The organism is Haloarcula halophila, assembly GCF_029278565.1.
Taxonomy (GTDB): Archaea; Halobacteriota; Halobacteria; order Halobacteriales; family Haloarculaceae; genus Haloarcula; species Haloarcula halophila.
In genome coordinates, this window is sequence record NZ_CP119559.1 from 1,568,472 (window position 1) to 1,580,315 (window position 11,844).

The 11,844-nt window shown below is 65.2% G+C and carries 14 protein-coding genes; 9 read left to right on the forward strand and 5 right to left on the reverse strand.

Annotated elements, in window-relative coordinates; translation table 11 throughout:
* Nucleotides 1-462: a deoxyuridine 5'-triphosphate nucleotidohydrolase gene (locus tag P0204_RS08305; RefSeq protein ID WP_276178095.1), complete on the reverse strand. Its 462-nt coding sequence runs from the start codon at nucleotides 460-462 to the stop codon at nucleotides 1-3.
* A 134-nt stretch (nucleotides 463-596) separates the two neighbouring features.
* Between P0204_RS08305 and P0204_RS08310 the strand changes: the two genes are divergently transcribed.
* From P0204_RS08310 to P0204_RS08340, 7 genes are all read left to right on the forward strand, one after another.
* A complete protein-coding gene (locus P0204_RS08310; protein ID WP_276178098.1) occupies nucleotides 597-2,570 on the forward strand; it encodes an aconitate hydratase in 1,974 nt (657 codons plus the stop codon).
* Nucleotides 2,571-2,869: 299 nt separating this feature from the next.
* The gene (locus P0204_RS08315; protein WP_276178101.1) at nucleotides 2,870-3,364 is read left to right on the forward strand and encodes a GNAT family N-acetyltransferase; all 495 of its coding nucleotides are present in this window, start codon (nucleotides 2,870-2,872) and stop codon (nucleotides 3,362-3,364) included.
* Between the two features lie 43 nt (nucleotides 3,365-3,407).
* Nucleotides 3,408-3,818, forward strand: coding sequence for a DUF5810 domain-containing protein (locus tag P0204_RS08320; protein ID WP_276178104.1), 411 nt, complete (start codon nucleotides 3,408-3,410; stop codon nucleotides 3,816-3,818).
* Nucleotides 3,819-3,841: 23 nt separating this feature from the next.
* On the forward strand, nucleotides 3,842-4,255 hold the full coding sequence (locus P0204_RS08325) for a DUF5809 family protein (protein ID WP_276178106.1): 414 nt from the start codon (nucleotides 3,842-3,844) through the stop codon (nucleotides 4,253-4,255).
* Nucleotides 4,255-4,668 (forward strand): hypothetical protein, encoded by a 414-nt coding sequence (locus P0204_RS08330; protein WP_276178109.1) that lies wholly within the window; start codon nucleotides 4,255-4,257, stop codon nucleotides 4,666-4,668. Before P0204_RS08325 ends, P0204_RS08330 begins: the two co-directional genes overlap by 1 nt.
* Nucleotides 4,665-5,207, forward strand: coding sequence for an NUDIX hydrolase (locus tag P0204_RS08335; protein WP_276178112.1), 543 nt, complete (start codon nucleotides 4,665-4,667; stop codon nucleotides 5,205-5,207). The genes P0204_RS08330 and P0204_RS08335 overlap by 4 nt, the downstream gene beginning before the upstream one ends.
* A 38-nt stretch (nucleotides 5,208-5,245) precedes the next feature.
* Nucleotides 5,246-5,596, forward strand: coding sequence for a rhodanese-like domain-containing protein (locus P0204_RS08340; protein ID WP_276178115.1), 351 nt, complete (start codon nucleotides 5,246-5,248; stop codon nucleotides 5,594-5,596).
* Nucleotides 5,597-5,740: 144 nt separating this feature from the next.
* On the opposite strand, the gene P0204_RS08345 is transcribed toward P0204_RS08340, so the two are convergent.
* The 3 genes from P0204_RS08345 to P0204_RS08355 form a co-directional block, all read right to left on the reverse strand.
* Complete coding sequence (locus tag P0204_RS08345; RefSeq protein WP_276178117.1) at nucleotides 5,741-5,878, reverse strand: hypothetical protein; 138 nt, start codon at nucleotides 5,876-5,878, stop codon at nucleotides 5,741-5,743.
* Between the two features lie 2 nt (nucleotides 5,879-5,880).
* Nucleotides 5,881-6,435 (reverse strand): type II toxin-antitoxin system death-on-curing family toxin, encoded by a 555-nt coding sequence (locus P0204_RS08350; protein ID WP_276178120.1) that lies wholly within the window; start codon nucleotides 6,433-6,435, stop codon nucleotides 5,881-5,883.
* 299 nt (nucleotides 6,436-6,734) lie between these two features.
* Nucleotides 6,735-8,549: a formate/nitrite transporter family protein gene (locus tag P0204_RS08355; RefSeq protein ID WP_276178122.1), complete on the reverse strand. Its 1,815-nt coding sequence runs from the start codon at nucleotides 8,547-8,549 to the stop codon at nucleotides 6,735-6,737.
* Nucleotides 8,550-8,694: 145 nt separating this feature from the next.
* Here P0204_RS08355 and P0204_RS08360 point away from each other — a divergent pair, with 145 nt between their 5' ends.
* Nucleotides 8,695-9,474, forward strand: a complete 780-nt coding sequence (locus tag P0204_RS08360) for a DUF7537 family lipoprotein (protein WP_276178124.1) — start codon at nucleotides 8,695-8,697, stop codon at nucleotides 9,472-9,474.
* On the opposite strand, the gene P0204_RS08365 is transcribed toward P0204_RS08360, so the two are convergent.
* A complete protein-coding gene (locus P0204_RS08365) occupies nucleotides 9,471-10,406 on the reverse strand; it encodes a hypothetical protein (RefSeq protein WP_276178126.1) in 936 nt (311 codons plus the stop codon). The genes P0204_RS08360 and P0204_RS08365 overlap by 4 nt on opposite strands.
* Nucleotides 10,407-10,633: 227 nt before the next feature.
* Between P0204_RS08365 and P0204_RS08370 the strand changes: the two genes are divergently transcribed.
* Nucleotides 10,634-11,830, forward strand: a complete 1,197-nt coding sequence (locus P0204_RS08370; RefSeq protein WP_276178128.1) for a substrate-binding domain-containing protein — start codon at nucleotides 10,634-10,636, stop codon at nucleotides 11,828-11,830.
* Nucleotides 11,831-11,844 lie beyond the last annotated feature (14 nt).

Below are 11,844 nucleotides of genomic sequence, written 5' to 3' on the forward strand. Positions count from 1 at the left end.
TCAGAGGTTCTCGCGCTGGTAGCTCCCCTCGTAGGTCCCCTCGTGTGCCGCCTCCGCGAGGACGAGTTGGGCGATGCGAGCGCCCTGTTCCAGTTCGATCGGGTGGTGGACCTCCAGCAGTCCCTCGCCTTTGCCCTCGTAACCGGCGTCCCAGACAGCCGTATCCAGCATGCAGGAGTTCCGCAGCAGCGACGACCGGGGATAGAGAAAGCCGACGTGGTCCTCCGGGATGACTACCCGGTCGGCGTACTGGACGACGTAGCCGCCAGGTTCGAGCCGATAGACGTCGTCGTCGGCGTCGAGTTCCCGGCGCTCCCCGACAGTCTTGCCGTCCTGTCCGATGAAGCCTGGTTCGACCTGCTCGTAGACGGTCCCGAGCGTGAGGTCGACGCCGTTGGGCTGGATCTGTTCGGGACGGAGGTCGTCCAGTTCCTCGGCGACGAAACGGCCGCTCTTGAACATGATGGGCGCTGCTATCGCCAGGGCGAAAGACCTGCCGTTCCGGGTCGCATCGCCCAACGCCGGAGTTCCGATAGATGAAAAATAGGGCAGGATACGCGGGATTTATACGCGCGCGCCATCGATACTGGGACGTTATGGGACAGACGCTAACGGAAAAGATTCTCGACGAACATCTCGTCGAAGGGGAGCTGACACCCGGCGAGGAGATCGGCATCGAGATCGATCAGGTGCTCACACAGGATACGACAGGGACGCTGGTCTGGCTTCAGTTCGAAGCCCTGGGCCTCGAAGAGGTCCAGACGGAACTGGCCGCTCAGTACTGTGACCACCAGACCTACCAGTTCGACTTCAAGAACACGGACGACCACCGGTTCCTCCGGTCGGCCGCCGGGACCTTCGGCGCGCACTTCTCGCGTCCGGGCAACGGCATCTGTCACAACGTCCACAAGGAGAACTTCGCCGAACCCGGCAAGACGATGCTGGGCTCGGACTCCCACACGCCGACCCCCGGTGGCCTGGGTGAACTCGCCATCGGCTCCGGTGGCCTCGACGTCGCCGTCGCCATGGGTGGCGGTGCCTACTACATCGAGATGCCCGAGGTCGTCAACGTTCGGCTCGAAGGCGAACTGCCCGACTGGGCCACCGCCAAGGACGTCATCCTCGAGTTGCTCCGTCGTCTCTCCGTGAAAGGCGGCGTCGGCAAGGTCCTGGAGTACACCGGCCCCGGTGTCGAGACCCTCTCCGTGCCCGAGCGGACGACGATCACCAACATGGGGACCGAACTCGGTGCGACCTCCTCGATCTTCCCGACCGACGAGAACACCGAGGATTACCTCGAACGCCTCGGTCGCGAGGACGTCTACGAGGAACTCCAGCCCGACGACGACGCCGAGTACGCCGACGAGATCGTGGTCGACCTCTCGGAGCTGGAACCGCTCATCGCCGAGCCGTCGATGCCCGACAACGTCGTTCCCGTCCGTGAAGTCGAGGGCGTCGACGTCGAGCAGGTCATGATCGGCTCCTGTACGAACGGCGCTTACGAGGACATCCTCCCCGGCGCGAAGATGCTGGAAGGGCGCAACATCGACAAGAAGACCGAGATGATCGTCGCCCCCGGTTCGAAGCAGGCGTCCGAGATGCTGGCCCGCGAGGGCTGGACCGCGGAGATGATGGCCGCCGGCGTCAACTTCTCCGAGGCGACGTGTGGTGCCTGTATCGGTATCGGCCACGTGCCCGCCAGCGACTCTGTCTCGCTGCGAACCTTCAACCGCAACTTCGAGGGCCGCTCGGGCATCGAGGACGACAACGTCTATCTCTGCTCGCCGGAAGTCGCCACCGCGGCGGCCATCAAAGGCGAGATCGTCGACCCGCGTGACCTGGCCGACGAACTGGGCGACCTGGAGGCACCCGGTCTGGAGATGCCCGACGAGTACATCGGCAACTCCGAGTCGGACCTCATCGCGCCCGACGAGGCCGTCGACGACGAACTCATCAAGGGACCCAACATCGGCGACGTGCCGCTGAAAGACCCCCTGGAGGCCGATGTCGGCGGTGAAGCCCTCCTCAAGATGGAGGACAACATCACCACCGACCACATCATCCCGGCCACGCAGGACATCCTGATGTACCGGTCGAACGTGCCGAAGCTCTCGGAGTTCACGCTCTCGCGTGTCGACGAGACCTTCGCACAGCGTGCGCTGGACGCCGACGGCGGCGTCCTCGTCGCCGGCGAGAACTACGGGCAGGGCTCCTCGCGCGAACACGCGGCGCTGTGTCCGATGTATCTCGGTATCGAGACCGTCCTCGCACAGAGCTTCGCCCGCATCCACAAGGCGAACCTCTTCAACTTCGGGATCGTCCCGCTGGAGATCGACGAGGAGACCTACGAGAAGATCGAGCAGGGCGACGACATCGAGATCGTCGACGACACCGCCGAGGCCGTCCGCTCCGGCGACGAGGAGTTCACCATCCGGGTCAACGACGACTGGGAAGCGACCGGCCACCTCGACGCCTCCGAGCGCGAACGCGAGATCCTCGCCGCAGGCGGGAAGCTCTCGCACACGAAACAGCAACACGAGAGCGGCGGCGCCGCACCTGCCGACGACTGAGACTCCCCTTCGCTTTCGACGATTTTTTCTGACGCGACGGTGCCCAGCGATCGCTGTATCGTCAGTCCGTGAACGGCAGCGCGGTCGCTCAACAGGCAACACCGGATCGAGCAGCCGCTGAGAGGGTAAGTGGAAAGTGGAAAGAGGGGGTGGGTGGTGGGGGGTGGTGGCACCCAAAACGGGTGCATCCGGACCTAGACTACTGACGGATATGAACCTTGTGGCCGCCGCCGCTCGTTGTGAGAGCGACACACGACTCGGCGACAACGCCTATGTACTCGCCAGCCGTACGACGGGCCGTGACGACGGTGTCCCCCGACGGGTCGGCGGAATCGGACCCACCCACTGTTCGCCCGGCCGAGCGTGCGGACCTCCTGGAGATCCACCGCATCGAGCAGACGGTGTTTCCCCAACCCTGGCCGTTCTCCGCGCTGGAGAGCTATCTGGGTGAAGACGGGTTCTTAGTCGCCGAAACCGGCGATCCCACGACGGCACCGACCGTCGCGGGCTACGTCGTCGCCGACACCGTCCCGAACCACGGGACGCCGCTCGGCCACGTGAAGGATCTGGCGGTCCGGCCCGACAACCGTCGGGAGGGGATCGCCACCGCGTTACTCTCCCGGGCGCTCGGGGTTCTGGCGGGCACGGGCGCTGGCTCGGTCAAACTAGAAGTCAGGGCCGACAACGAGGAGGCGAGACGGCTCTATCGGGGATTCGACTTCGAACACCGGAAGACGATCCCGAACTACTACAGCAACGGGGCCGACGCGTACGTGCTGGTCCGAACGCTGTGACGAACCCGGCAGTTGATACGTCTCGGTGGCGTTGCCTCGGCTGATGGGGTATACCTGTCCAGTCTGTACGGACCCACAGGCCGACGATCGCCACCTCGCGAACCACATCGCGTTTACCGCGATCACCGGCGATACCGCCCACGAGGAGTGGCTCGACGACCACGTCCCCGACTGGGGGTCGATGGGCGAATCCGAGCTAGCGGACCTCGTCGTCGAGTACGCCGACGAGACTGAGTACCCACAGGTGTTCGAGGACACCACCGACCAGGGTCACGACCACCACCACGAGCAGGACCGCCCCCAGGGCAGCGCCGGCCAGCGCGGGTCGCGCTCGCTCAGCGAGGGCGACCGCGAGGTCCTCGCGGAGGCCCGGGACCTCACCCGGCAGATGCTCGACGAGGACGAGAGCGACGGTTCCGACGCGGACGAGGCGACCGGAGACGAAACCGAGTAGTCCCGTCGTCGCCTACTCCCGGTATGGAGACCGAGGGGCAGTTTTCGCCGTCGACAGTCGAGGCGGCCCGCGAACGCTACGACGCCGTCGGGCCGACCGCACAGGTCGTCGTCAGGGAAGTCGCGAAGGCGATGGGGCTCGACCCCGAGGAGTACGATCGGCGAGTCACGAGCGAGGTCGTCGAGACGGCTCGTGACGTCATCTTCGCGGAGTCGCTCGCGGTCACCGTCGGAAGTCGCACGGAGTTCGAGGAGTGGCGGGCCGGCACCGACCACGAGGTCACCGTCGTCGGCTCCGAACACGTCGACAACGTCGTCTGGCACGCGCCGGCCTTCGCCGACGAGGGGGTCGCCGCCACGTTCCAGGACGAACGGGACGCCGCCGTCGGGACGCTGCGCAGACAGGCCTTCGGACGCCTCTACCGCGAGGTCGTCTGATGCGTCCGGTCACCCGCAACACGCTCGTCGGGATTCTGGTCATCGTCGTCCTCCTGTTGGCACTGGGGGCGTTGCCCTCGTATCTCAAGAGCGGCGACCCTTACTACGTCACGGCGACGCCGACAGACGGGACCTACAGCGTCGAGAACGGGACGGCGGTCAACGGGAGCGTCCTCACCGACCGCCGGTATCCCTACACGACGGCCGCACTCGGCAACGCGACGGCCGACACCGCGGGCAGTTCGGCGCCGTACTGGCGCGGCCCCGTCGGGTTGAAAGGCGCGTTCACCCACTCGCCGTTCGACGAACGCGACGCCCTCAGACAGCGGTACGACAACGCCACGGTCGGTGAGGGCGTCGTCGTCAGCCACAACGGCACGTTTTACCGCGTCGCGGTCTCACAGTCGGTATGACCGACACGAGCGAGTGGGACTGGCCGGTCGTCGAGTCCGCGGCCGAGTACGAGACCGGCTGGTACACCGGCGGCTACGACCGCGTGCGCCAGCCGGACGGGTCGGAGAAGGAGTACTACTGGGCCGAACTCCCCGACGCCGTCGTCGTCGTGGCGACCACGGGCGAGGAGCTCGTCATGGTCGAGCAGTTCCGGCCGACCATCCGCGAGCAGTGTCTCGAACTCCCCGCCGGGATCGTCGAGGACGGCGAATCCTACACGACCGCCGGCGAGCGAGAACTGCGCGAGGAGACCGGTTTCGCGGCCGGGAGCCTCTCCCTGCTGGAGGAGTTCTGGTGTTCGACCGGCGTCCTCCGGCACCGACGGGGGATCGTCTTCGCCGAGGGTCTGGAGCCGGTCGACCGCGACCTCGACGACAACGAGTTCCTCTCGGTGACGACCGTCCCGATTGCCGACGCGCTCGACGTCGCCCGTGCGGAACCCGCCAACGACGCGACTATCGAGGGGATCCTCCTCGCACAGGCCGAGGGGCTGTTGTAGTCCAGTGAACGTTTAGGGCTCGCCCGCTAGCGATCGGTATGGACGGCGAAATCGGCGTCGACGAACTGGAGTCGCTACTCGAAGACGACGGCGCGACCGTCGTCGATATCCGCCCGCCCCGGGCGTTCGACCAAGCCCACATTCCCGGGAGCGAGAACGTCCCGCTGAACCGTCTGGTCGACGACGTCGAGCGCTTCGAGGGCGTGGACCGGATCGTCACGATCTGCCCTCACGGGAAATCCAGCGTCCAAGCGGCCCGGCTGATCGCCTCCTACGAGGGCTTCGACGGGACAGTCGAGAGTTTCGCGCCGGGACTGGGCGGCTGGGACGGGCCACTCGACGGCGACATCTCCGAACAGTCCGACGAAGGGCCGGCTGCGCCGTTCTGATCCTCACTCCCCGCTCGGGAAAGACGGTGGCTCGGGTAAAACTATCGTCACAAGGGGCTCAGCGGGGGTAACTGCTCGTCATCGCCACCGTCGGAAAGTAGACTACCGTGTCAAAAAAGTCCACCTATCGACTCGCGCGGCCGGTCACTCGTATGCGAGTTCTTCGTATATCTCCGCGTGCTCGTCGAGATCCTGTTTTCCGAGGAACCGGATCAGGTAGCGTCTGGCCTCCTCGGGCGACAGGTCGTCCGGCAGGTCGGGTGCGTCGCTTTCAGCGGCCATTCTTACTCCTCACTACGCGAGTCCGAGTGATAATCGTTCGGTTCGCCGTGACGGTTGCTCTCGGACGGGTCAGGTTCGACGTCGCCCGGGATTCGTTCAGCGTCCATGATTCGTGACAACCAGAGCTCGACAGTCGCTTTGTATTCCGGTTCGAGCGGTGCAGTGTGTTCGCAGAGGTAAGAAAGAATGACTCCTTCCTCGACGGCCGTCTCATCCGTCGCCAACGCTTTCAGAATCTCCTTGATCTGACTGTCATACGCGAACTCTAGGCCGTTCAACGCGTAGAAGACGCGTATCGACATGAGTGCCGTTCGCTTGTTCCCGTCGACAAACGGATGATTGACCACGATGAGACGGAGCAGCTGGTACGCTTTCTCGTGGAGGGACCCGGGCACGTGACCAAAGTGTCCCTCACGGATGTGCTCGACTGTGTATTCGATGTCGCCTGTCGAGGCGACGCCAGCCTCCGTATCTTCGTTCGACTCGACAACCAGCTCGTGAATCGAGAGGATGTCCTCTGTAGTGAGGTAGTTGAGCGAGTCTGGTCCCGCTGCCATCACTCTTGACTACTGTCGGTAAACGTATGCAAGTACTGATTTCGGAGATTGGATTTGTGTCTACCTCGGGAGGATCTATTAATAGAAAATGAGTCTCAGCGGGGGTAACTGCTCGTCATCGCCACCGAGAGCGGATAGACTCCCCCGCGTGAAAAACTCGTTTGTTGACGGCCGTGTGGAACTCAGGTTCTCGTCCTGAGCAGTAGTCTGACGACAGCCAATTGATATCGACGCAGTCTATGTATACCTCGTTGCATGCACTCGGACAAGCGCGGGCCGGTTCCCTGGGCAACAGCCCCTCACCGGCGACCGAACAGCCGCTCGGTGAACGACCGCTGTGTCGCCCGCTCTGTGAGGAGGACCGAACACTCCATCTCGTCGATCACGGAGAGGTTGAGCGAATCGTGGACGAGCCGCGAGAGGAGTCCGCGTTCGGTGGCGCCGATGACCACGAGCGAGTGTGCCCGTGCCTCGCGAGCGATCGCGGTCTCGACATCACCGGTGTCGTCGACGGTCTGGGTGGCCGATTCGAGATCGTGTTCGCGGGCCCAGTCCGCCAGGAACTGCTCGCCCGCTTCGCGTTCGTGCTGGCCGTCGACGACGTGTAACAGCGACAGTTCGGCCCCGACCGCTGACTGGAGGGTGGTGGCGACCTCCGCGCTCAACTCGCAGTTGAGCCCGCCCTCGGTCGGGAGCAAGATCCGCGACGGGTCGAACCCGCGGTTCTTGAGGACGAGGAAGTCACAGGGGAGTTCGCGGGTGAGATCACTGAGCGATCCCCCGGCTTTCCCGGCACCCCACACTCTGTTGTCTCCCCACTGCATCACGACCTGGTCCGCCTGGTGCCGGCGTGCGACCTCGAACAGCGTCTCGAACGAGCGCTGGGAGACGACAGTCGAACTCTCGTACGCGACCTCGTACTCGTCGGCGACTGCTTCCAGTTCGTCGAGCAGTTTCGTCGACTCGTCGACGATCTGCTGGCGTTGCTTGGTGTCGTATCCTCGTCCGCCGGCCGGCGTCTGGACGATGTGGACCGGGGTGACCACCGCGTCTTCCCGCTGGCTCGCCAGTGTACACGCCAGCCTGACGAGGTCCGTCTCCGTGCGAGGGTTCAGGATCGGGACGAGGATGCGATAGGACCCGCTATCGTGGACTGCGGGGGCGTCTTCCGGGTCGAGCAGTGGGACGTACGATCGCCCCGCGAGCCCGCCGAGGAGCCACTCCGAGACGGAGAGTTGCCGTTCGGCACCTTCGAACCGTGCCGAGGCGAGCCGTTCCTCCGTCGTCTGGAAGTAGTTGACGACCGTGACGAGGACGACGCCACCGACAGTGTTGCCCAGCAACACCGGCAGGACGAACTCGACGAGGCCGACGGTGACCGCGAGATCCCCGAGCAACACCAGGTAGATCATCTCGGTGAAGGAGACGACGGAGTGGTACAATCCGCCGAGCGGGATCGCGAGGAAGGCGAGATAGACGACCACGAGCCGGGAGATGGTGTCCCGGGCCGCGTACTCGACCCAAACGACACCGGCGACGATCAGCCCGGCGAAGGCGGCCTTACTGAACAGGCTCCACCAGGCCGTGGCGACCCCCTCCTGTGCGATGCCGGCCGCGACCATCCCCGCGTCCGCGGAGAGCACGCCGCCGAAGGCCAGCGCCGCGGCACCCATCGCCCCACCGGTGAAGTTCCCGGCGAGCACGACGATCCAGTTACGGAGGAGCGCCGGGATACTCGCCAGCCGTTCCAGTGTCAGTGCGACCGGTGGCAGCGTGTTCTCGGTGTAGAGTTGATAGCCGCCGATGATGATGTAGATGAACCCCAGCGGGTAGAGCAGCGCGCTCAGTATCGGGTCCGAGCCGGTCGACGTCTTCATCGAGACGTACAGCATGAACGTGATGGTGATCGCGAACCCACCGGCGAGGGCGCTGAAAAACAGCTCCCGGGAGCCTGCCGTGATCTCCTCGTCGGCAGCTGCGACGATCCGCTGGAACACCTCGTCCGAGGAGAAGCGGTCACGAACGACACTCCCGACCGCGGGTGCACCACTCCGCGACCGTTCGACGGCCTCACGAACCGACTCCTCGGGGTCCTGTGCGTCGGGATCGCTCATGCCCAAACGGGTGTCACACACGGACTAAGAGGTTGTTGTTCACCGTGGTTCCGGCAGACGGACCGGATACCCGCCGATCGTCGGAACTCAGTCGCCGGACGGACCGAAGTAAGAACTAAGCCAGCCGTCGACTCACTCCTAGACGATGTCCGATTCCTGGCCCGCGCTGGCGCTACTCGGTCTGGTGCTGCTGGCGGGGTGTGACGGGTTTGCCGGTCTCGACGGTACGACGGCGACTGAGAGCCGGACACCGGCACCGGTCCCGGAGGATTCGACAGTGGCACCGGGGGTGCCCGCGACGGACGGGGAGACGACAGTCATCGACGCCGACCGGCTGCTCGCGGCCGACACGGAACATCGCTCGGCGACCGGCTACCGCCTGAACCGGACGGTGACCATCCGCGGGACGAACTGGACGACCCGGATCGACCGGGACCGGCGGGTCGCCGCCAACGGAACGCTGTTCGAGCGCGTCGAGATCAACAGTTCCGGCCCGTTGTCGCCCACGATCGGGCAGAGCGAGCTCTGGACCAACGGCTCGACGGTGTACGTCCGTACGTTCGACGGGGACGGTACCCGCATCGAGCAGGGACCGTTCCCATCAGCTCCCGGACACTTCCGGCAGTGGACGATGCTCCGCGAGCAGGTGCTCGCGGACGGCACGTACGAGGTCGAACCGACCGCCGACGGAGCCGTCCTCCGGTCGAGGGAGCTGCCGACCCTGCCGGCAGCATTGGTCCCGCTCTCGGTACGCGAGCCACGGAACGTGACCGCACGGGTAGCCGTGACAGAGGCGGGACTGATCCGATCACTCCGGGTCCAGTACGACACGACCGTCCGCGGCGAGCCGGTCCGAGTGACGATCCGGCATCGGCTCGGGGCGGTCGGGAACACGAGCGTCGACCGTCCGGCCTGGGTCTCCTAACGGTCGGGAAGGGACTGTTCCCTTCGCTCTTCGAGGGTCTCCTGGACGCGGTTCCAGTCGACCGGCGGCTCGAACCCGTCTAGCTCCGCGTCGAACGCCCCGAGGGCGTCGTCGAACCGGTCGCGCCACGCTGGTTCGGCGTGGTCGGCGAGCGTGTCGTTCAGTTCCCTGGTCCGGCGTTCTGCGTCGGCCACCCGGTCGTCCAGGCTGGCGCGGAACTGCGCGTCCTCGCGGTCGGCCCAACTCCGGAGGGCGGCCAACTCGGCACGGAGGTCGGCGACGAGCAGTTCCAGGACGCGCGCTCGCATCGTCGCGTCCGCCCAGTCGGCAGCGGGCGCGTCACTGTCGGTCGAGAGCGCGGTGGCCGCGGCCGTCAAGTCGTCGAGCGATTCGTCGACGATATCGACGTCCGCTTCGAACTCGTCGTACCGCCGGTCCGGCTCCGCGAGCCACGACTCGAACTGCTCCAGATCCGTAGAGAGGTCGTCGGCCGTCCGGACGACACCCTGTGCGGTCGTCGCGACCTCCCGGAGTTCCGTCGCCAACTCGTAGACGGCGCTGGGATCGTCCAGTCGGTCGACGGGTGTCCGCAGGTCATCGGTGAGATCGGCGGCCCGCGCTTCGACGGCTTCGAGCCGGTCCGCGTACGCGTCGAGGCGGGCCGCCACGATCTCGAAGTCGTCGACCGCGGCGGCCGCCGCCGTCGCGTCCTCGTAGGCGATTCCGGCGAGTTCGACGCGCGTCTCGGCCGTCGCGACCACCTTGGACGTGTCCGAGACGGCCGTCTCGACTGCCTCGCGTGTGACCACGCCGTCGTCGGTGACCGGGTCGAGCGCCTCCCGTACTGCCTTCGGGTCGCAGTCGTCCTCCCGGTCGACGATCGCCTCGATCACGTCCTCGACCGGTCGGCCGATCAGCCCGTTCTCGCTCATACCCGCGAGTTCCTCGCCACGAGATGTATACTTTCCGTCAGAGCCGTCGTTTCGTGACTGTTTCTCTCGTTATCGATATAGTCGTCTCGTCACTAGGGGATTCGATATATAGACATATATGTCAATATAGGTACGAACTGACTGGTACTCCCGGCTCTGTATCGGGACAAACCACCGTATAGAGGTATTATAATCCCTTTTACCCCGATACGGGCTTGGATAGCCTGATGTCAGACGACAAAGCGTCCGGCACTGGCGTATCACGGCGAAAGTTCCTCCTCACTTCAGGCGCCATCGGGGCGGCAGGGCTGGCTGGGTGTTCCGGTGGCGATGGTGGCAGTGACGGTGGAAGCGGGAGCGACGGCGGGAGCGGCAGTGACGGTGGAAGCGGGAGCGATGGTGGAAGCGGTAGCGACGGTGGCGACGGGGGAATGAACACGGACCTGCTCACAGCCGAGGGGTCCTCGACAGTGTACCCCATCTCGAACAAGGGTGCCTCCTACTGGAACGCCAACGCGCCCCCGAGTGACGGCGAGTACTGGGGGTCGAACGACGAGGGCTCCGTTCCCGGCTGGAGCGAGATCGAGACGGACGAATACCTCGCCGACTACTTCGCGGGACTGTACGGCTTCGAACAGACGGGCGAGCGCTCGAACCCGCCGTTCAACGCGACAGTCAGTCTGAGCCACTCCGGGACGGGCTGTAAGGCGGTCCGGGACGGATTGGTCGACATCGGCAACTCCTCGGGTCCGATCACGGCCGAGCTCGGCATCAGCGACTCCGAAGCCCAGGAGCAGTTCGTCGACCACGTCGTGGGCCGCGACGGCCAGCCGGTCGTCGTGAGCAGCGACATCTACGACGCCGGCGTCACGCAACTCACCGGCGAGCAGATCCGCCAGATCTACCAGGACGAGATCACCAACTGGTCCGAGGTCGGCGGCCCGGACCAGGAGATATTCTGTATCGGCCGCGCGGAAGGGTCGGGCACCGACACGTCGTTCCGACTCAACATGCTCGGTAGCGCCGACGCATCGATGGAAGGCGTCGACTCCCGGTTCGGCCAGAACCAGCAGGTCGCCGAGGCCGTCGCCAACAACGACGGCGCCATCGCGTACATGGCACTGGCGTTCACCAGCGAGTCGGTCCAACCGATCGGCATCGAGTTCGAAGGGACGCTGTACGAGCCGAACAAGGACGCCGAGAACACCATCTTCGACAGCGCGTACCCGCTGAACCGGGACCTGCACATGTACACGAAGATCACGGAAGACACCCCCAGCGGGACGGATCTGCGCGAGGGGGCCTTCCTGAACATGTTCCTGACACAGTTCGGACAGATCGTCTTCGTCGAGCAGAACAACTACATCCCGCTCCCGACCAGCGACATCGAGTCCGAGGCCGAAAAGCTGCCGGACCAGGCCTGAGACGGTATCCCGCG